Origin of the sequence: Hymenobacter aerilatus (genome assembly GCF_022921095.1) — a bacterium.
Taxonomy (GTDB): domain Bacteria; phylum Bacteroidota; class Bacteroidia; order Cytophagales; family Hymenobacteraceae; genus Hymenobacter; species Hymenobacter aerilatus.
Map to the genome: position 1 here is coordinate 5,028,361 of NZ_CP095053.1, position 19,118 is coordinate 5,047,478.

The following is a 19,118-nucleotide window of genomic DNA, read 5'->3' on the forward strand; positions in this document are numbered from 1 at the left end:
CCTACTTTTGTGCCTATGATTCAGCCCGAAAAAATCCAGGAACTGGCCGCTGCATATGCTGCCGATGTTGTAGCGGTGCGGGAACACCTGCACGCTCACCCCGAGCTTTCATTCCAGGAAACCAACACGGTGGCTTACGTAGCCGAGCAACTGCGCCAGCTAGGACTAGACCCTCAGCCCGTAGCGGGTACTGGCTTGGTAGCCCTCATCGAAGGCCGCAACCCCGAAAGTCGGGTAGTGGCCTTGCGGGCTGATATGGACGCCCTACCCATTCAGGAGCAAAACGACGTACCCTACAAATCGACCAACCCCGGCGTGATGCACGCCTGTGGGCACGACGTGCACACGGCATCACTACTGGGCGCAGCTCGTATTCTGATGCAGGTGCGTGATGAGTTTGAAGGAACCATTAAGCTATTGTTTCAGCCTGGTGAGGAGTTGCTACCCGGTGGCGCCTCACTGATGATTAAGGATGGCGTACTGGAAAACCCGCGGCCACAGAGTGTGTTGGGACAGCACGTATTTCCGCACTTGCCGGCTGGCAAAATCGGGCTACGGGCCGGGCGCTACATGGCCAGCACCGATGAGCTTTACCTCACTGTGCGCGGCAAAGGTGGCCACGGCGCCATGCCAGAGCAAAACATTGACCCCGTAGTGGTAGCAGCCCATATCATTGTGGCGGCCCAGCAGATTGTAAGTCGGCGCGCTAGTCCCAAGCTACCCTCGGTGCTGTCGTTCGGGAAGGTAATTGCCAATGGCGCTACCAACGTTATTCCCAATGAGGTATACATTGAAGGCACGTTCCGGACCCTGAACGAGGAGTGGCGCGACGAAGCGCACCGGCACCTGCGCACCCTATGCGAAGGCCTAGCGGCCAGCATGGGTGCTAGTTGCGAGCTGGAAATTCGTCGCGGCTACCCCTATCTCGAAAACGAACCCCGTCTTACAGCCCGTACCCGCCAGGCCGCCGAAGCCTACCTGGGCGCCGACAACGTGGCGGAGTTGGATCAGTGGATGGCCGCCGAAGACTTTGCATATTACTCACAGGTATCTGATGCCTGCTTCTACCGCCTCGGTACCCGCGCCGCCGATGGCCGCTACGCCGCCTCCGTACACACGCCTACCTTCGACATTGACAAGCAGGCCCTGGAGGTAGGGCCCGGCCTGATGGCATGGCTGGCCCTGCACGAATTGGCCGCGCTACCATCGGCTAAATAATTACTGTTGTTATATCTAGTGTATTCATGAAAATTGCTACCTGCTTTGTTGGCTTATTGGTAGCGTTGCTGGCAACGGCAACGGTTGCCATTGCGCAGCGCCGGACCGTCAACGATGTGGCCTTGCTACCGCAGCTACAAGCAGAATATGCCCTACATGGCGATGACTACTTGCTGCTAAACCTACGTGGACTTATCAGCCCTGGGCGTACCGGCAATGGCTTGGAGCGAACGGGTTTGCAGGTAGGCTATGAGCGATTCTGGAATACCCAGTGGAGTGGGGGAGCTACTGTAGGGTTTAAAGTATCTGAAGACAACCGTTTCAGTACGGATCTTAATACGTTCTCCCCCAACCTCGCGCCTGAACTATTTGTGCGGCACTGGAACACCATCGGAGGTTTTAATTTTCGACAGCGCTTAGGGGTTGCATACGCCGTGTATAGTACCCAGATGGTCGATAACCGTGCTTTTACCAGTCTACGCCTCGATGTAGACCGGCCCGTACCGGTAGGGGAAAAGGTAACTCTACTGCCGCGCTTGGCCTATGAAGCAACGGCCTACCTCCGTTTTCAGCGAGATGAAGCCACCCAACCAAAAGAGCGGGTTATTGACTTTGGCTACGCTCGCGCCGAAGTAGGCGTGCGGTTCTCCAACCGCTTCGATATCACACCATGGTTCGGTTATCAAACCGAATACATTTTTGCTTTGCCACAAACGGACGGCACGGGCAAAGTGACGATTCCCGGTGGGCGGCTGAATAAAGTGACGCCCGTAGCAGGACTAGATGCACGCTTCACACTGTTTCGAGGCGGTAGTGTATTTGAAAGGCGCCAATTACCTACTCAGCACTAAGCGCCGTAGTAAGCTTACTGACATTGCGTCATATATTTAATTTCAGCAAAAGTGCCTTCACAAGCAGTATGAATACTATTGGCTGAAAATATTTCAGATGAATATAGACTATGCTACTCGAAATAAGACAAAAAGTCATATAAATGTCAACTATACAGCCACTGGTACAGATTTTATAGAATAGAGGGTAGGAACACGATGTAGTTCTTCTTTAACTCTTAACTTCTACAGTACCAATATGGCAACTCTGCTTTATAACAACCTGCCTGCCCGCCGTTCGGCGCGTCCCTTCAACACGGTCTTCAACGAGCTCCTGCGCGAGACGCTGCCTGCTGCCATCGAGCCTGCCACGTCGTTTGTACCTAGCACCGATGTACTGGAGTCGAAAGATGGCTACGAGTTAGTGCTGGTGGTGCCCGGCGTAGCCAAAGACAGCCTTAGCCTCGACGTAGAGGAAGGCAAGCTCACGATCAAGGGTGAGCGCAAAGCTCCAGTAGCAGCCGAGGGCGACGATACTATTGCCCGCTTCCGCCGGGTAGAAACCAGCTACGGCACCTTTACCCGCAGCTTCCGCCTACCCGATACGGTGAATGCCAAGGCCATTGTGGCCGATTTGGCCGACGGCTTGCTGCGCGTGCAGCTTCCCTTTGATACCGACAAGGTGACCAAGCACCACATTGAGGTGCGCTAGGTAACCGCTCTACGAAAAAGGCTCCGCACGGAGCTTTTTTCTTTGATATAGTGTTATCTGAATGCAACGCATACCAAGCGGCCGGGCTCTTCCGTTAGCGAATCGAAACCAGTCGCCGCTCATGGTTTTTTCATTCAGAATTTCTACTTTAAGACTGTTTTCATTTTCCAACCCTCTTTCTATCCCATGCAAGCAAGACAAATGATGCTCGGCCTCGTAGGCTCCGCTATCCTGGGCGGGGGCGTGGCCGTGGGTGGTTACAAACTGCTGGAGCCCGCCGCGGGCTCCCAGCAGCAAGTGGTAGCCGCCGACCCCAATGTTCGCTACACCAGTGAGCTGCGTTCTTCCAACTACTCCGTGCCCGAAGGCCTCAACTTCGTGGCCGCTGCCGCTTCCGTGACGCCCGCCGTGGTGCACGTGATGACGGAATATTCACCGCAAATGAACCAAGACCAGAGCGCGATGGGCATGGACCCCTTCCTGCGTCAGTTCTTTGGCGAAGATATGCGGGGCTACCGCCAGCAGCGCGGCCCGCAGATGGGCTCGGGCTCCGGGGTTATCATTGCGGCCAACGGCTATATCGTCACCAACAACCACGTGATTGAAAAGGCCGACAAGATTGAGGTGGTGATGGACGACAAGCGCAAGTTTAAAGCGAAGCTGGTAGGCGCCGACCCCAACACCGATATTGCCGTGCTGAAGGTAGAGGCCGACAACCTGCCCTTCGTGCGCTACGGCAACTCCGACGACGTGAAGATTGGCGAGTGGGTACTGGCCGTAGGCAACCCGTTTAACCTAAACTCCACCGTAACGGCCGGCATTATCTCTGCCAAAGGCCGTAACATCAACATCCTGCGCCGCGAGGACAACATGGGCATCGAGTCGTTTTTGCAGACCGACGCTGTCGTAAACCCCGGTAACTCGGGTGGTGCACTGGTGAACCTGAAAGGCGACCTGATCGGTATTAACTCGGCCATTGCCTCGCACTCAGGGGCGTTTGAAGGCTACTCGTTTGCCGTGCCTAGCTCTATCGTGAGCAAGGTAGTAGACGACTTGCTGAAATACAAAGTAGTGCAGCGTGCCTTGCTGGGTGTGAATATCCAGGAGGTGAATGCTCAACTGGCTGCCGAGAAGAAGCTGAGCAGCCTGAACGGCGTGTACGTGGCTGGTGCTAATAAAGGCAGCGCCGCCGCCGCCGCTGGCTTGCAAGAGGGTGACATCATCACCGCCATCAACGGGGTGAATGTAAACACCTCCTCGCAATTGCAGGAGCAAGTAGCTCGCTTCCGTCCCGGCGATAAGATCAAGGTAAGCTACCTGCGTGGTTCTGACGCTCGTACGGCTACCGCTACCCTGCGTAATGCCACGGGTACTACCGATGTAGTGCGTGAGGAAGTGGCCGCTGCTACCGTGAAGTACGAAGGTGCCACCCTGAGCGCCGTATCGCGCCAGGAAGCCAGCAAGCTGGACTTACAAGGTGGTGTAAAAATTACGGGTATCCGCAGCAGCAATTTCCGCCGCACGGGTATTGCCGATGGCTTTATCATCACGGAGATTGATAAGCACAAAGTATCCAAGCCGCAAGACGTGCAACGCTACCTCGATGCGGCCAAAGACAGCGAAGGCGTACTGCTGAAAGGCGTGTACCCCGATGGCCGCGAAGCCTACTACCCTATTGGGCAGGCCGGCTAAAAAGTGTCTTGCTTGTGTAAAGCAAAAAGCCCCCAACCGTGTGGTTGGGGGCTTTTTTTATCGAAATGTAGGCTGCGAGAAGTACATGAGTTTTACAAAGACGTAAAGTGTCCTACTGCAGGATACGAGCAATGTATTTTATACAATGAGCTTATTCCAGCAACCACTCCATGGCCTTGCCTTCGTCGCATACCAAATGCATCTGGTAGGCTTGGTGCGCGATACCATGGTCGAGGTAGCTTTGCTGTTCGGCACTGGCCGCATACACCGCCATGCGTGCCGGGGAGCACAACACCGATAAGCGCAACGGCTGTGGGGCCAACCGGGCAGCAGCGCGCGGAAAGAAAACGCGGGTAGTCCAGTCGCCAAGCTGCGGATTGAGGTGGGCCCGGCGGCGTACGTCGAGCAGCCAGCGGGCCGTGCCGTGCTGCTCGGCTACGGCCAAGATGGCCTCAAAGTCGTCTTGCAGGGTAGGAAACGGGGCATCGGTAGGCCAGCGTACAATCAGGGCGCCCAGATCGGGGCGGTAGGCGATGGAGCAGGTAGGGGACAGCATAACCAGGGCGGGAGAGGATGAAGGGTGGGTTAGGTAAGCTACGCATTTTGACGAATATGTCGTTTAGGCTATGCTGTAGATTTAGGAGCACAGCCGCTTAGCCAGCTAGACCAACAACCAGTCGGGAAAAGCTCAACCGTAGAGCAGCTGTATCGGTTGGATACAATCCGCGTTCAGTTTCCTACCTTCCTCCTATGTTCCGCCGCCTCTTATTGCTTTGGTTGCTGGCCCTGCCGGCCGCACCGGCCGCCGCCTACTCGGTACTCACCCACCAAGCCGTTATCGACTCCACCTGGAACAAGCACTTAAGGCCACTGCTGTGCCAGCGCTACCCCGGCACCGACTCGGTGCAATTGGCCGAAGCCAAGAGCTACGCCTATGGCGGGGCTATTATTCAGGACATGGGCTACTACCCGCTGGGCGTAGAGTTTTTCACGGACCTCACGCACTACGTCCGTAGTGGCGACTTTGTACGCAACCTGCTGCGCCAGGCGCATACCCGCAATGAGTATGCCTTTGCCCTGGGCGCCCTCTCGCACTACGCCGCCGACAACATAGGCCATCCGGAAGGTACCAACCGAATTATGCCCACCGTGTACGCGGACCTGCGCGCTACGTACGGCTCTGTTGTGACCTACGAAAACGCGCCTATTCGTCATACTGAGTTGGAATTTTCGTTTGATGTGGTGCAAGTAGCTGCCGGCCGCTACCGCACCCAGGACTACCACAAAGCCATTGGGTTTCGGGTAAGCAAAGAGGTACTGGAGCGGGCCTTTCGGGCTACGTATGGGCTGGAGCTGGGGCAGGTGTTCCCGAGCGTAGACCTTAGTGTGGCCTCGTTTCGGTTTGCTGTAAACCAGCTGTTGCCGGCGGCAGCGCGGGCCGCCTGGCATAGTCAGCGCAAAGAAATCCGGCGGGTGAGCCCCCGTGCCCGGCGCCGTGAATACCTCTACAAAACCAACCGGAGCAAGTTTGAGCGTGAGTTCGGGACCAAATACGAGAAGCCGGGCTTTGGCGCGCGGGTGGTTGCCAAGATCATCAATCTGCTGCCAAAGATCGGACCGCTGAAAGCCTATGCTTTTGAGTTGCCCAGCCCAGCTGGCGAGCAGCAGTTTCGGCAGAGCTTCCGGGCCGTATTGCGCGAGTATACCACCCTCACCGCCGAACTGCCCCGCGATACGGCCATGCTCGACCCGCACCTGCTCAACACCAACCTCGACACCGGCCAGCCCATACGCCCCACTATCTACCACTTGGCCGATGCTACGTATGGCGAGCTGCTGCGCGAGCTGCACAAGCACAACTTTGAACACCTCTCGCCCGACCTGCGTGCCGATTTGCTCACCTACTTCATTCAGGGAGTGCCTACCCTCGCCCAGCAAACCGACCAGCTCGGCGGCCACGACGCCGACGAAGACCAGCGTGAGTACGAGAAGGAACGCAAGGAAACCGAAGAAGCGCTGGCCGCCCTGCGGGCACTGGCACCGTAAGGAGGGTAGGGCACAACAACTAATTGTCATCCTGAGCCTGCAAAAGATCTTCTCAGGATAACAGGTGATTGTCAGATAGTATTGTTCAATTTCGTTATTGCTTGTTCAGGCAGTAAACTAACGGACCTCTCTGCATCGCGCCGATGTTATTAGCTTTGTTACGACCATTTGATGCGTCCAGAAGAGTAAACGAAAACGCTTGTACTGCCACTCTAATATCCTACCCCTTCCGATATGAAACAAGCCCTTGAAGAAGCTGCTGCCACTGGCGCGGCCCCCGCGCCAGAAGATCCGCACGGCATCCGGACAGTGTTGCAGGAACTGGGCGTGCAGCCCGAAAATGCTGCGTACTCCACCGGCCGCTATTGGAGCAAGGTAGGCAGCGGACCGCAACGAGCCATCCACTCGCCCGCCGACGGGCAACTGATTGCGCAGGTGCAGCTGGCCACTCCCGAGGAATACGAGCAGGTGGTGAAAGCCGCTCAGGAGGCCTTCACGGCCTGGCGCCTGGTGCCCGCACCCAAGCGCGGCGATATAGTGCGGCAAATTGGCAACAAGCTGCGTGAGTACAAGGCGCCGCTGGGCAAGCTGGTAAGCTACGAGATGGGCAAGATAGAGCAGGAAGGCTTAGGCGAAGTGCAGGAAATGATTGACATCTGCGACTTTGCCGTGGGACTTTCGCGGCAGCTGCACGGCTTCACGATGCACTCCGAGCGCCCTGCCCACCGCATGTATGACCAGTACCACCCGGTGGGCGTGGTCGGCATCATTTCGGCTTTCAACTTTCCGGTGGCTGTGTGGAGCTGGAACGCCATGCTGGCCGCCGTATGCGGCAACGTGTGCATTTGGAAGCCCTCCGAGAAAACACCGCTGGTGGCAGTAGCTGTGCAGCACTTGGTAGCGCAGGTATTGCAGGAAAATGACCTGCCCGAAGGCATCTTCAATCTGATATTAGGTGATGCAGGGGTAGGCGCAGCCATGGCCGCCGACGAGCGGATTCCGCTGGTGTCGGCTACGGGTAGCACCCGTATGGGCAAGCAGGTAGGCGCGGCCGTAGGTGCCCGCTTGGGCAAGTCGCTGCTGGAGTTGGGGGGCAACAACGCCATCATCCTCACCGAGCATGCCGACCTGGACATGGCCATGCGCGCCGTGGTGTTTGGGGCGGTGGGCACGGCCGGGCAGCGCTGCACCACCACGCGCCGCCTCATCATCCACGAATCAATTTTTGACGATGTACAGGCACGCCTCCTCAAAATATACCCCAACTTACCCATAGGTCACCCCCTGGCCGACGGCACATTGGTAGGCCCACTCATTGACACACAGGCTGTGGAAGCCTTTTCCAATGCCCTCGCCAGCGTGCAGCAGGAAGGCGGTACATTGCTAACAGGCGGTGAAGTACTAAGCGGTGCCGGCTATGAAACCGGCACTTACGTGCGTCCCGCGCTGGTACTGGCCGAAAATCACTACCACACGGTGCAGGAGGAAACCTTCGCCCCGATTCTCTACTTAATCCGATATAGCGGCGACGTGCAAGAGGCCATTGCCCTGCAAAACGGTGTGCGGCAGGGCCTGTCGTCCAGCATCTTCACCCTGAACCTGCGCGAGGCCGAAGCCTTCCTGGCTAGCACTGGCTCCGACTGCGGCATTGCCAATGTGAATATTGGCACCTCAGGCGCCGAAATAGGCGGGGCCTTTGGCGGCGAAAAAGACACCGGCGGTGGCCGCGAGTCTGGCTCCGATGCCTGGAAGGCGTATATGCGCCGCCAGACCAATACCATCAACTACTCTCGCGAGCTGCCGCTGGCGCAAGGCATCCGGTTTGACGTATAGCGCAGGGTAGGGGTGGCTGCAGCCGCCCGTAGCCGGGCGCAGTGGATTGTGAAATTAGAAAAGGAGCGTGTTGTGAGCTATACCATAGTGTAGCTCACAACACGCTCCTCTTTTTGTGTTTAATACAAAAGACAGGGTTACTCTCGTTGTGTATTCAGCTGGTATTTTGCCTGCCAGCAGCAAAATACCAGCCCTTGCAACCTTCCTCCTCAATCACTTGTCTTTCTCCCGCTTACCTGCTGAAACTAGCAGCTTAGCCCAGAATTTCGGATATTGGACAGCTAACCTGATTCCGAAACCCTGAAACGCCTTTTGCATGGAAGCTTTCGCGTATACCGATATCAATGCCCCGCTCGTAGAACGCTGCCGCCTTGGCGACCGGCGTGCGCAGGCGGAGATTTATAAACGCTACTCGAAAGCCATGTTCAATGCTTCCCTGCGCATCACCGGCGACTTTGCTGAGGCTGAGGATGTGTTGCAGGAAGCGTTTCTAAGCGCGTTTCGGGAGTTGCACAGCTACAAAGGCGATTCGTCGTTTGGCTCCTGGCTGAAGCGCATCGTCATCAACAAAAGTATCAACTGCCTACGCAACCGTCGGCTGCAAGTGGTGCCTTTAGCAGAGCAGCACGACGCGGCCGGCGCCGATGCCGACGACTACTTCTCGGAGGCCGATGCGCGGGAGCTGCACTGGCGGGCCGACGTAGTACGCCGCTGCGTGCAGGAACTTCCCGACGGGTATCGGGTTGTACTCTCGCTCTACTTGCTCGAAGGCTACGACCACGCCGAAATAGCTGGCATTCTCGATATCACCGAATCAACTTCCAAATCACAGTATAGCCGGGCGCGTAAGAAGCTGCTCGAACTTGCCCGGCAGCACGGATTGTAAAACCCCCGCGGCCCCAGACGCGTTATTCCACCACCCATCATATACACTGCAAGCAGTTGACCGTGGCCAGATGCGGCTGTGTGTATCTCTATTGAGTATGAACAAGAACCCTAACGGATTAGAGGCTTTCGTGGAGCTGCATCGCGCTGACTTCGACGCATTTGAGCCCCGCCCCGACTTATGGGACGACTTAGAACAAGCCCTGGATGCTCCGGCAACTCCAGCGCCTGCTCCCCTGCGTATTGCAACCGATGAGGCTCTGGCGCAACCAGTAGCTGCTGCCATCGACACTCCAATAGCCGAAACGCCTCCTATGCGCCGTCGCTATGCATGGGCTGCTGCCTGTGCCGCTCTATTGCTGGCTGGCAGCGGTTATTTTTGGAAAACAACAACCCAAAATAACTTCGCTTGGGCCACTCCACCCGCGGCTACCAGTGCCCCATCAGCAGCTCCCGATTTGTCGCTCCACATGGGCATCGAGCCAATGGCCGTAGAAGCTTCCAACGCGCCTGCCCAACGCCTAGCTACGGCCGTGCAGCGAATGGAAGCCTACTATGCTACGCAGATCCAGGAGCGTCAGGGTGACTTACATGAATTAGAAGCCGCCACCGCCGCTACCCCCGATGCCGACTGGCGCCAGGAGTTGACCGCGCTGGACTCTACCTACCGCCAGCTACGTGTGGAGCTGTACCGTAACCCCGAGCCCGACGTAGTGCTGGATGCCATGAACCGCAACCTGCAAATCCGGCTGGATATTCTCAATCAGCAGTTGCGCACCCACGAGCAGGTACAGGCCTACGAAGAGCCGTTTGCGCTGGCCGATAATCACCGTCGCAAATGAGCGGTTGGCAATTTACACAGGCGGCCTGGGGTAGGGCACTGCTTACCTCACTTTTATGGGCAGGGGCCTCTTTAGCCTACGCCCAAACGGCTGCCCCCGCAGAAACATCGGGTGAGTTTTACAGGCAGCCAGCAGCTGCTGAAGCTGCCACAGCACTCCCTCAGCAAACGGCTCCTACCCAAGGAACCACTACCCCGGCCCAAGGCGAGGCCCCAGCCCAGGGCGAAACGCCGGCGCAGGACCCCGGCGCTATTGCCGTGGAAAAGTCGCGCAAGCTGAGCCGCACGTTTGCAGCCGTGCCAGGCAAAAGCTACATGCTGGAAACTCGCTATGGGCGCGTACAAATCAACACGTGGAGCCGCAAGGAAATCCGAACGGATGTAGAAGTGCTCACGCGTGCCTCAACGGACGAGAAAGCCCAACAGCTGCAAGATATGATTCAGGTGCAGCTGCAAGAAAACGACCCCGCTACGGGGGGCGTCTCGGCTCGCTCGCGCTTCGGGCTGATGCCCAAGGAGTGCTGGAGCAAGCGCCGCATCTACGAAGTGAACTACACCATCTGGCTGCCCAAGAATACGCCGCTGAAGCTCCAGAATACCTTCGGTGAAATCAGCATCAACGGCGACCTGACGGGCAGCACCGACTTGGCCGTGCATTACGGGCAACTGCGCGCCGGGCGTTTAGATGGCGCACAAAATGCCGTACGCGTGAGCAACGGCCAGGCCACTGTGGCCTACGCCCGCGCCGCTACCATAGATGCCTGCTACTCCCGTCTGCGTCTGAGCGCTGGGCGAACCATCGAGCTGCGTAATAACTACTCGGATATCGACATGGGCACGGTGCAGGACCTGACAGTGCACAGCAAGTACGGCGACGTGGTGCTGGGGACCGTGCACAGCCTCAGTGGCTCATCGGGCTTCTCCAAGTTCAGCATCGACAAGCTTGACAACAAGTTGGATATGAAAGTGCAGTATTGCCCGGCTTTTGAAGTGCGCAATACGGGCAAGAACTTCCGCCAAATCAACCTCGATGGCGGCTACAGCACCTTTCTGCTCAACTTCGCCGCCGATGCCGGATTTTACTTTGATGTAAACACCGACCACGGCAAGCTATTAGTCGATAAAGACATGGTGAAAGTGGCTTCCGAGGAGAGCAGCGAGGCTACTAGCGATATGCAAGGTAGTTTTGGGGTAGTGCAGGCGCGCAATGCCAGCAATGTGAACATCAAGGTACGTTACGGCAACGTCCGCTTCAACCGCTAGAGTAGCGTACCGAACTACGCGCTATGCATGGAAAAGGCCGGCTTAATAGCTGGCCTTTTTTTGTGCTCTGTATCGGGTAGTTCTCTGTGAGAGGATACGACGTGCAAGCACGTGCAGCTGGTAGTCCAGAAGTTCTCGGCGGCGAGCCAAGTAGTTTTCACTCTGCGCAAAAACGCTACCCTCGTTCCCTTAATCTCATACCAGGGTCAGCCGATGATAAAGAGCTGATGCAGTGGGTGAGATGAAGTAAGAGGAAGGCGGAGTGTCAGGGTAGGGGCTGGTTCGCGTATGGCTGATATATTGTGTCTCCGCACCGTGTACCGACTGACTATTATGAACCCTGCTCAGCAAACGTTTCAACGCAATATCTTGAGTCCGTGGAAGCTGCAGCTTTTTCTGCTGCGTAGCTTGCCGATGGCCTACCTGGCGGGGCTACGGGTGCGGAGCCTGACGGCGGAGCAGGCTACGGTTACGATACCATTCAAATACCTTACGCAGAATCCGTTTCGGAGCATCTACTTTGCCTGTCTGAGTATGGCGGCCGAGCTGGCTAGCGGAGTGCAGGCCATGCTGCACATCCAAGGTGCGGGTAGGGTGTCGATGCTGGTGGTGGGACTAGAGGCAGAATTCACGAAGAAGGCTACCGGTCTTATCACGTTCACTTGTTCCGATGGTGCGGCAATTGCCCAGGCTATTGCCGCTAGCCGCGCTACTAGCGAAGGCCGCACGGTAATATGTACCAGCACCGGCCGCGATGCTGTCGGCGACGTGGTAGCCGTGTTTCGGGTACAGTGGTCGTTCCGAGCGAAATAGCGATTTGCAAAAAATGTGGCGGTGGCAAACGATGCCGATAGTTTATGATGCCCTGCGAGGGTAGGAAGGGGTAGTAAAGCTGGGTGGATTCTACGTATTTGCCGCTTTCCACCTCTATTGGTCCCTATGCACTACCCACATTCCTACCTACTACTAGGCGCCTTGCTCAGCCTAGCTGCCTGTGAATCGAATAGCACCAAGCAGCCCGAAACCGCTGCCGCTACTACTACCACAACGGCCGCTGCCGACTCGAGCAAGTACCTGACACAGCCGCTGGTGCGCGACATCTACACGGCCGACCCCTCGGCGCACGTGTTCAACGGCAAAATCTACGTATACCCGTCGCACGATATCGAGACGGGAATGCCGGAAAACGACAACGGTGACCATTTCGCCATGCGTGACTACCACATCCTGTCGATGGATAGCGTAGGAGGGAAAGTGACTGACCACGGCGTGGCTCTCGATGTGAAGGATATTCCCTGGGCTAAGCGCCAATTGTGGGCACCCGATGCAGCCTTCAAGAATGGTACTTACTATCTATATTTTCCTGTAAAGGACAAGCAGGATATTTTTCGCATTGGGGTAGCAACTAGCACTTCGCCTACCGGCCCGTTCAAAGCCGAGCCGCAACCCATCAAAGGCAGCTACAGCATCGACCCAGCCGTGTTTACGGACACCGACGGCAAGGTCTACATGTACTTCGGCGGGATATGGGGCGGACAGCTTCAGCGCTGGCGCACCGCCCAGTACGACTCTACGGTAGCGCCCAGCCAGCCGGCGCAAGAGGTAGCCATTGGTCCCCGCGTAGCCGCCATGAGTGCCGACATGAAGGAGTTTGCCGGCCCAGTGAAGGAAATTCAGATTCTGGGTAAAGACGGCAAGACGCTACTGGCTGGCGACAACGAGAAGCGCTTTTTTGAGGGTGTTTGGATGCACAAATACAACGGCAAGTACTACCTGTCCTACTCCACCGGCGACACGCACCTGCTGGTATATGCCACCGGCGACTCGCCCATTGGCCCCTTCACTTACCAAGGCGTCATCATGGAGCCCGTACAAGGCTGGACTACCCACCATTCCATCATCGAAAAAGACGGCAAGTGGTACATCTTCTACCACGACACGCAGTTATCTGATAAAACTTGGCTGCGCAACGTGAAAGTAACGGAGCTAAAGCGCAATCCGGATGGCAGCATTCAGACTATTCAGCCGATGGGGAAATAGTGAAGTTGTGAGTTTGTAAAGTGTGAAGTGAAAAGCGTCTGTCATCCTGAGCATTCCGCGAATCAAGCGGCGACGAAGGACCTTCTCCCGTAAGAACGAGTCGTTGGTACGCTTGTCGTTCACGCGTGAGAAGGTCCTTCGTCGCCGCTTGATTCGCGGAATGCTCAGGATGACAGACGCTTTTCACTTCACCATTTCCTCCTCTTATTCCTCTTCTAAACTCTCCTTAGTCAAAACGTCAACCAAACCATCTTCACTGACTACAATGGCCATGCAGGGGTAGGGGGAGCTTTGCACGTAGCGGATAGCGGAATTGTAGCGGGCGCCGCGGGTGCTATTGCCGCGCCCCGTGGCCGTGCCATCCAGAATCACGCCGATGGAGTAGCAGTAGGAGTCGGGGTCGAGGAGAACGGCGCCGTCGATGGCCGTGACCAGACGGGTGATGAGGGGCGTAAGCGGCACCGGCTCGATGAGCGTGCATTGCAGCTTCAGGCGGTCGGCTTCGGCCAGGGCCTCGGTGGTGATGACCAGCAGCGTGCCGTGCTTTTGGCGGCTGGCTTCGGCGGCCACTTCCCAAAGGCGTTCCACCTTTTCGGGGTTGGTGAGGTCGAAGGTGCGGCGCAGCTCCTTGCGGAAGCTGCTGCGGTTGAGACGCGCCCGCGCCAGGCTAGGCTGCCCGTAGTGCGTGCGCATCAGCACCTTGCCCGCGTGCTGAAACTCCCAGGCGTAGTGCGTCACGAAGCTAATAACGAATAAATCCTCGCGGCTAGCGTCGTACTGACCAATTTGCCGGCCCAGGGCGTACACGTTTTCACCGTCGGCGAGCAGGCTCACGTCGGGGGTAGTCATTTCCAGCAACTTGCGTACGGCCCGGTAGTCGCTGAGCGGGGTAGGGCAGGTGAGGGCAAACACTTCTTCGAGGTTGGGATGGTGCCGGGCCGCCAGCATCATTTTGCCTACCCCCTCCATGCCCTCGTAGCGCAGCGAGGAAATGGTGTTGAGCGTAGCGTAGAGCTTAGCCTCGGCCTTGCTGATACCCAGGTCCTGGGCAGGCGTCTGCATAAACAGCGTGCCGGCGGCGCGCACCAGCTCGTCGGTTTCGCGGGGGCGCATCAGCAGGCCTGCGCCAGGCTCCGGCTCGCTCAACGACTTGGCACACTCCTCGTGAAAGCGAATAATAGCCGCCTGAATCAGCGACGGTATCACCGGCCGGCCGTTGGTATAGAACCGATCGGGGCGCAGGGTAGGGTGGCGCCGAACGGTCTTGCGATTTAGTTGCAAGATGGGCAGCACATGAAAGCCGTTGATGAGCACTGGCCAGCCGGCAAAAGACGCTCTGGTATGGTGAACCTTATCATGTTCATCCAGAATCTCCTGAATGGCCAAGCGCAGCACATAGCCCTCATAGCGCCGCCGTACGGGCTCCTCGGGCGTCTGCTCGGTGCGCTCGGTCAGGATCCAGCTGCCCCGGTCGTGCAGGCGCTGGCAGCGCGTATGCGCATCGGCAAACGTTACGGGGTCGTAGTCAGAGGTATCGGAGCCGAGCAGGGAGGCCAAGCCAGTGGCGTTATCAATAGCCGGTAAGGCCAATAGCTGCACACGGGGCTGCAAATCTTCGTCCAGTGCGTCAAATACGCCATCCGCAATAGTCTGTGCGGCCTGGCGGAAGTGCGCCTGGTAGGGCCAGATGAGGGTAGGGTCGGGGCTGGGGGTAGGAAGACCTGGCGCGACGGGCGGAGCGGCAAGCAAGGGGAGGGTCGTCAGCATACAACAGCGGGGCAAAAGCGCCGCCTGATACGTAACGGGCAGCGCCCACCGCAGGGAAGCGCGGCAGTTAGATAGCAACCGCCAAAAGCCCCTTCTGGTTGCGCCTATAGCTGAAATACTATGGGGAGTACCATTTTCTGGCGCATGGGCTTGCCCTGAAACCGGGCCGGCTCCCACTTGGGTGCGACTTTGATCAGGCGGATGGCTTCCTCATCTAGCCCCGAGCCCAGACGTTTAGCCACCTTCACATCGGTGAGCGAGCCGTCGGGCTGAATCAGGAACTCCACCATTACCCGGCCCTGAATCTTGCGCTGCCGGGCCAGGGCAGGGTAGCGCTGGTTTTGCTGCACCCACTCAAAAAAAGCATCGGTGCCGCCCATGGGTCGGGCCGGCGAGTCGGGCTTCACAGTGATGGGGCCACCGTTGGGATTGGGGGTAGGAGCCGCGGCCCCCGTGGCATCCGTCGGAATCTGGAACATAACGGGTACCGTGACACGCTGGCGCACTTTCTGGCCTTTGTGCTCGGCGGGTGTCCAGCGCGGGGCGGCGGCAATCAGCCGCATGGCTTCGGCATCTAGGGCCGGGTCTACGGGCTTCTCTACCTTCACCTGCGAGATGCTGCCCGTTTTTTCTATCACAAACGACACCGGCACCGTGCCTTGCTTGCCCGCCTGCAACGCCTGAGTAGGGTATTGCTGATGCTCAGCCAGGTACTGCGCGTAAGCCTCCACGCCCCCGGCCGGAATGGCGGGCTTCTCTACTTCATCGTAGATTTCCTGCGGGTCAGCTTTCGGGTATTTCAGCTTTTGCTGGGCTTGGGTGGTGAGGCTGGCGGCGCTAAGGGCTACTATAAAAGCGAAGCGGGGTAGGAGGCGAGGCATGGGACAAGCAATGAGAAACCAGGTAGGGCGGGCAACAACCGCACCAGCCATCCGGCACGGCGCACCCCGTATCTTTGAACAAAACCTGCTCCCATTACCGTGCCCGAAACCAGCTTCCGCCCGCTTACTGTTGCCCCTGTTGATGTTTTCACCGAGAACGTAACCACGCACGCCGCCCGCGAGGCCTACTTCGCCGGCCGCCACCGAGTAGTGGCCTGGGTGCGGGTGGCGGCCTTTGCAGCCGCTGGGGTAGGGGCCTACTACTTCCTGTCGGAAGGTAAATTGGTACCGGCGCTAGCGGTACTTTTTGCGCTGTATCTGGTGTTTCTGGCCCTAGTACGCTGGCACGACACAGTAGGCTACCAGCGTGAGCAGCACCGCCTGTTGGCCCAGCTCAACCGTAATGAGCTGGCCCGCCTGGACGGCAAGCTCGATAAATTCGACGCGGGCCTGCGCTACCTCGACGCCGTCCATCCCTACGCCGCCGACCTTGATGTGTTTGGCGCGCATTCGCTCTACCAGCTGCTCAACCGCGCCACCTCCCGCCTGGGCCACGACTGGCTGGCCGGCTGGCTGCTCGCGCCCGCGCCGGCTGCCGAGGTGGTAGGCCGGCAGCAAGCCGTGGCCGAGCTGGCACCCGATGTGGCCTGGCAGCAGGAGTGGCAGGCGCGGGCGCGGCACTTCCCTCAGCAAGAAACGGATCCGCGCACCTTCACAGCCTGGCTCCGGCAGCCCGATTTCTTCGCTGGCCGGGCCTGGCTGAAACCCCTGTTGGTGCTGCTGCCTGCGCTGGCCGTGGGTAGCATAGTGGGCTGGCTGCTGGACTACTGGCCAATCTGGCCGCCGGTAGCTGTTGTTGGTCTGATTGGCTTATTGAACGCCCAGTTCCGCGCCGCTCGCGACGAGTATTATCAGCACAGTGCCACCGTGCGCGACGCCTTGCGCGCCACCCGCGACCAGTTGCCGTTGTTTGAGCAACGCACCTGGCAGGCGCCTCGGCTGCGGGCACTGCACGCTACCCTGCACGCAGGCGGCACCGCCGCATCCCAGCAGATTGGCCAGCTGGCGCGCATTGCCGGGCTATTCTCAGCCCGGCAAACCCCCTTCGGTAATTTGTTTATGAATAGTCTGTTTGCCTGGGACTTACAGTGCATGTGGCGTCTGGAAAACTGGAAAGCCCAGGCCGCTACCAACCTCGATGCTGTGCTAGAAGCCAGCGCCGAACTGGAGGCACTGGTGAGCTTGGCCGGTTTCGCTTTTGCCAACCCTACCTACGTGGTGCCCGAACTGAGCCCGGCCGAGCTGGAATGCACGGCCACGCAGTTGGGCCACCCGCTCATCTTCGCCCGCCAGCGCATCACCAACAATTTCAGCATGATGGGAGTAGGGCACACCGCCGTGATTACCGGTTCCAATATGTCGGGCAAAAGCACGTTTCTGCGCACCGTTGGGCTCAACATGGTGCTGGCGCAGGCCGGAGCCGTGGTATGCGCTGCCGGCATGCGCCTGAGTTCAGCGCAGGTGTATACGGCCATGCGCACCCAGGACAATCTGGCTGAAAGCACCTCGTCGTTCTACGCCGAGCTGAAGCGCCTGCGCCTGCTACTGGAGCTGACCAGCACCGGACAACCCGTGTTCTACCTACTCGATGAGATTCTGCGTGGCACCAACTCGCTGGACCGGCACCGGGGGGCGCACGCCCTCATTCATCAACTGCACCAGCGCCGGGCTAGCGGCCTCATTAGCACCCACGATCTGGAGCTGGCCGCCCTTGCCGATGAGCTGCCTGGCGCTGTGCAGAACTTCAGCTTCAATAGCACGATCGAAGGCGACGAAATTCGCTTCGACTATCAGCTGACGCCAGGTGTGTGCCGGGCCTTCAACGCCAGCAAGCTCATGCAACTCATGGGCATAGCCGTTGGGGATGAGAAATAGAAGACGAAAGCGTCTTAATCTATGCAGTAGGGTAGTGTAGTTTGCTTGTATCTACGCAACTTTCGGCAACAATACCGGTAGAAGACCAGTGCGTGGGCGCACCGGTGTGTAGCCTGTATAAACCACTGCACTACGCTGGAAAGACGTCTGCTGTCTATCTTGCTTTCCCGCGGCCCTATCCTCTCCTATGTATATTCGCGAAAACCTACGCTGGCGCGTCATCTGGAAATACGCCTGGCCGAGCCTGCTGTTCTTTACCATCTACGACACAGCTATCTGCTACCTGTACGGGCCACTAGGGTTCCGCTCGCTGGATATTCCGTGGCAGCCGGTGGGTACGCTGGGGGTAGCAGTGGCGTTCTACGTGGGCTTCAAGAACAACGGCTCCTACGACCGTTTCTGGGAGGGGCGCAAGATGTGGGGCGGCATTGTGAACTACAGCCGTACCTGGGCCATTGAGGCGCTGGAGTTTGTGACATCGGTGGTCGATGCACCCGATGTGCAGGCGCCGCCCGCCTCGGGTCAGGAACTAACCGAGCGGCACCGCCGCCTGGTATACCGCCATATTGCTTGGGTGAATGCCGTGCGCCTGAACTTGCGTCGCCAACCGGAGCTGTGGGACGAAGCCGTAGCCCCATTCCTGGAGCCGGCCGAGTCGGAGCAGATGCGCCAAACGTCCAACCCGCCCACGCACATCCTGCGGGCGCAAGCCGCCGAAATGCGCGTGCTGCGCGAAAGCCGCGGCCTGCTCAACGACTTTCAGCACGTGACCATGATGCGGGTGATAGAAGAACTGTTCAACCTGCAAGGCGGCTGCGAGCGAATCAAAAACACACCTTTCCCGCGCCAGTACGCCTATTTTAGCGCCGTTTTTGTGTGGTTGTTTGCGTTGTTGCTGCCGCTGGGCCTCATCGGCGAGTTTGAACACATGGGGCCAAGCCACTTCTGGCTCACGGTACCGTTTTCGGTGCTGGTATCGTGGGTGTACTATACCATTGAGTGGGTAGGGCACCACAGCGAGGACCCCTTCGAGAATGAGATGAACGACGTGCCCATGACGGCCATCTGCCGCAACATCGAGATTGACTTGCGCCAACTGCTAGGCGAAACCAACATGCCGCCGAAGATTGAGCCAGTAAACGATATTCTGTACTAAGCCACATTGGCTATGGTGC

The 19,118-nt window shown here is 58.1% G+C and carries 16 protein-coding genes; 13 read left to right on the plus strand and 3 right to left on the minus strand.

The window, feature by feature from the left end:
- Window positions 1-15 precede the first annotated feature (15 nt).
- The 4 genes from MUN82_RS21045 to MUN82_RS21060 all read left to right on the plus strand — a co-directional run bounded on the left by MUN82_RS21045 (window position 16) and on the right by MUN82_RS21060 (window position 4,452).
- Complete coding sequence (locus MUN82_RS21045) at window positions 16-1,218, plus strand: M20 metallopeptidase family protein (RefSeq protein WP_245093551.1); 1,203 nt, start codon at window positions 16-18, stop codon at window positions 1,216-1,218.
- Window positions 1,219-1,244: 26 nt separating this feature from the next.
- Entirely contained in the window at window positions 1,245-2,069 is an 825-nt protein-coding gene (locus MUN82_RS21050) for a hypothetical protein (protein WP_245093552.1), read from the plus strand.
- A 238-nt stretch (window positions 2,070-2,307) separates the two neighbouring features.
- Window positions 2,308-2,760: an Hsp20/alpha crystallin family protein gene (locus tag MUN82_RS21055; RefSeq protein ID WP_245093553.1), complete on the plus strand. Its 453-nt coding sequence runs from the start codon at window positions 2,308-2,310 to the stop codon at window positions 2,758-2,760.
- A 186-nt stretch (window positions 2,761-2,946) separates the two neighbouring features.
- Window positions 2,947-4,452: a Do family serine endopeptidase gene (locus tag MUN82_RS21060; protein ID WP_245093554.1), complete on the plus strand. Its 1,506-nt coding sequence runs from the start codon at window positions 2,947-2,949 to the stop codon at window positions 4,450-4,452.
- A gap of 151 nt (window positions 4,453-4,603) precedes the next feature.
- On the opposite strand, the gene MUN82_RS21065 is transcribed toward MUN82_RS21060, so the two are convergent.
- A complete protein-coding gene (locus MUN82_RS21065) occupies window positions 4,604-5,008 on the minus strand; it encodes a hypothetical protein (RefSeq protein ID WP_245093556.1) in 405 nt (134 codons plus the stop codon).
- Between the two features lie 194 nt (window positions 5,009-5,202).
- Between MUN82_RS21065 and MUN82_RS21070 the strand changes: the two genes are divergently transcribed.
- From MUN82_RS21070 to MUN82_RS21100, 7 genes are all read left to right on the plus strand, one after another.
- A complete protein-coding gene (locus tag MUN82_RS21070) occupies window positions 5,203-6,498 on the plus strand; it encodes a zinc dependent phospholipase C family protein (RefSeq protein WP_245093558.1) in 1,296 nt (431 codons plus the stop codon).
- A 234-nt stretch (window positions 6,499-6,732) separates the two neighbouring features.
- Window positions 6,733-8,331, plus strand: a complete 1,599-nt coding sequence (amaB, locus tag MUN82_RS21075) for an L-piperidine-6-carboxylate dehydrogenase (RefSeq protein WP_245093560.1) — start codon at window positions 6,733-6,735, stop codon at window positions 8,329-8,331.
- A 316-nt stretch (window positions 8,332-8,647) separates the two neighbouring features.
- The gene (locus MUN82_RS21080) at window positions 8,648-9,217 is read left to right on the plus strand and encodes an RNA polymerase sigma factor (protein WP_245093562.1); all 570 of its coding nucleotides are present in this window, start codon (window positions 8,648-8,650) and stop codon (window positions 9,215-9,217) included.
- A 97-nt stretch (window positions 9,218-9,314) separates the two neighbouring features.
- On the plus strand, window positions 9,315-10,058 hold the full coding sequence (locus MUN82_RS21085; protein ID WP_245093564.1) for a hypothetical protein: 744 nt from the start codon (window positions 9,315-9,317) through the stop codon (window positions 10,056-10,058).
- The gene (locus tag MUN82_RS21090; RefSeq protein ID WP_245093566.1) at window positions 10,055-11,320 is read left to right on the plus strand and encodes a hypothetical protein; all 1,266 of its coding nucleotides are present in this window, start codon (window positions 10,055-10,057) and stop codon (window positions 11,318-11,320) included. Before MUN82_RS21085 ends, MUN82_RS21090 begins: the two co-directional genes overlap by 4 nt.
- Before the next feature lie 288 nt (window positions 11,321-11,608).
- Complete coding sequence (locus tag MUN82_RS21095; protein WP_245093568.1) at window positions 11,609-12,133, plus strand: PaaI family thioesterase; 525 nt, start codon at window positions 11,609-11,611, stop codon at window positions 12,131-12,133.
- A gap of 126 nt (window positions 12,134-12,259) precedes the next feature.
- Window positions 12,260-13,360, plus strand: coding sequence for a glycoside hydrolase family 43 protein (locus tag MUN82_RS21100; RefSeq protein ID WP_245093570.1), 1,101 nt, complete (start codon window positions 12,260-12,262; stop codon window positions 13,358-13,360).
- Window positions 13,361-13,564: 204 nt separating this feature from the next.
- Here the strand turns inward: MUN82_RS21100 and MUN82_RS21105 are convergent, their stop codons facing one another.
- Window positions 13,565-15,127 carry a DNA integrity scanning protein DisA nucleotide-binding domain protein gene (locus tag MUN82_RS21105; RefSeq protein ID WP_245093572.1) on the minus strand — a complete coding sequence of 521 codons (1,563 nt, stop codon included), beginning with the start codon at window positions 15,125-15,127 and terminating at the stop codon, window positions 13,565-13,567.
- Window positions 15,128-15,231: 104 nt separating this feature from the next.
- Window positions 15,232-16,008, minus strand: a complete 777-nt coding sequence (locus MUN82_RS21110) for an energy transducer TonB (RefSeq protein WP_245093574.1) — start codon at window positions 16,006-16,008, stop codon at window positions 15,232-15,234.
- A 99-nt stretch (window positions 16,009-16,107) separates the two neighbouring features.
- On the opposite strand from MUN82_RS21110, the gene MUN82_RS21115 reads away from it, so the two are divergent.
- Both MUN82_RS21115 and MUN82_RS21120 read left to right on the plus strand, forming a co-directional pair.
- Complete coding sequence (locus tag MUN82_RS21115; protein ID WP_245093576.1) at window positions 16,108-17,943, plus strand: MutS-related protein; 1,836 nt, start codon at window positions 16,108-16,110, stop codon at window positions 17,941-17,943.
- A gap of 187 nt (window positions 17,944-18,130) precedes the next feature.
- The gene (locus tag MUN82_RS21120) at window positions 18,131-19,099 is read left to right on the plus strand and encodes a bestrophin family protein (protein WP_245093578.1); all 969 of its coding nucleotides are present in this window, start codon (window positions 18,131-18,133) and stop codon (window positions 19,097-19,099) included.
- The last annotated feature ends 19 nt before the right edge of the window (window positions 19,100-19,118 follow it).

What these genes read in the sequence shown, in the direction of transcription:
- MUN82_RS21045 (WP_245093551.1), top strand. Translation starts at nt 16, where the DNA reads ATGATTCAGCCCGAAAAAATCCAGGAACTGGCCGCTGCATATGCTGCC.
- MUN82_RS21050 (WP_245093552.1), top strand. Translation starts at nt 1,245, where the DNA reads ATGAAAATTGCTACCTGCTTTGTTGGCTTATTGGTAGCGTTGCTGGCA.
- MUN82_RS21055 (WP_245093553.1), top strand. Translation starts at nt 2,308, where the DNA reads ATGGCAACTCTGCTTTATAACAACCTGCCTGCCCGCCGTTCGGCGCGT.
- MUN82_RS21060 (WP_245093554.1), top strand. Translation starts at nt 2,947, where the DNA reads ATGCAAGCAAGACAAATGATGCTCGGCCTCGTAGGCTCCGCTATCCTG.
- MUN82_RS21065 (WP_245093556.1), bottom strand. Translation starts at nt 5,008, where the DNA reads ATGCTGTCCCCTACCTGCTCCATCGCCTACCGCCCCGATCTGGGCGCC.
- MUN82_RS21070 (WP_245093558.1), top strand. Translation starts at nt 5,203, where the DNA reads ATGTTCCGCCGCCTCTTATTGCTTTGGTTGCTGGCCCTGCCGGCCGCA.
- amaB (WP_245093560.1), top strand. Translation starts at nt 6,733, where the DNA reads ATGAAACAAGCCCTTGAAGAAGCTGCTGCCACTGGCGCGGCCCCCGCG.
- MUN82_RS21080 (WP_245093562.1), top strand. Translation starts at nt 8,648, where the DNA reads ATGGAAGCTTTCGCGTATACCGATATCAATGCCCCGCTCGTAGAACGC.
- MUN82_RS21085 (WP_245093564.1), top strand. Translation starts at nt 9,315, where the DNA reads ATGAACAAGAACCCTAACGGATTAGAGGCTTTCGTGGAGCTGCATCGC.
- MUN82_RS21090 (WP_245093566.1), top strand. Translation starts at nt 10,055, where the DNA reads ATGAGCGGTTGGCAATTTACACAGGCGGCCTGGGGTAGGGCACTGCTT.
- MUN82_RS21095 (WP_245093568.1), top strand. Translation starts at nt 11,609, where the DNA reads ATGGCTGATATATTGTGTCTCCGCACCGTGTACCGACTGACTATTATG.
- MUN82_RS21100 (WP_245093570.1), top strand. Translation starts at nt 12,260, where the DNA reads ATGCACTACCCACATTCCTACCTACTACTAGGCGCCTTGCTCAGCCTA.
- MUN82_RS21105 (WP_245093572.1), bottom strand. Translation starts at nt 15,127, where the DNA reads ATGCTGACGACCCTCCCCTTGCTTGCCGCTCCGCCCGTCGCGCCAGGT.
- MUN82_RS21110 (WP_245093574.1), bottom strand. Translation starts at nt 16,008, where the DNA reads ATGCCTCGCCTCCTACCCCGCTTCGCTTTTATAGTAGCCCTTAGCGCC.
- MUN82_RS21120 (WP_245093578.1), top strand. Translation starts at nt 18,131, where the DNA reads ATGTATATTCGCGAAAACCTACGCTGGCGCGTCATCTGGAAATACGCC.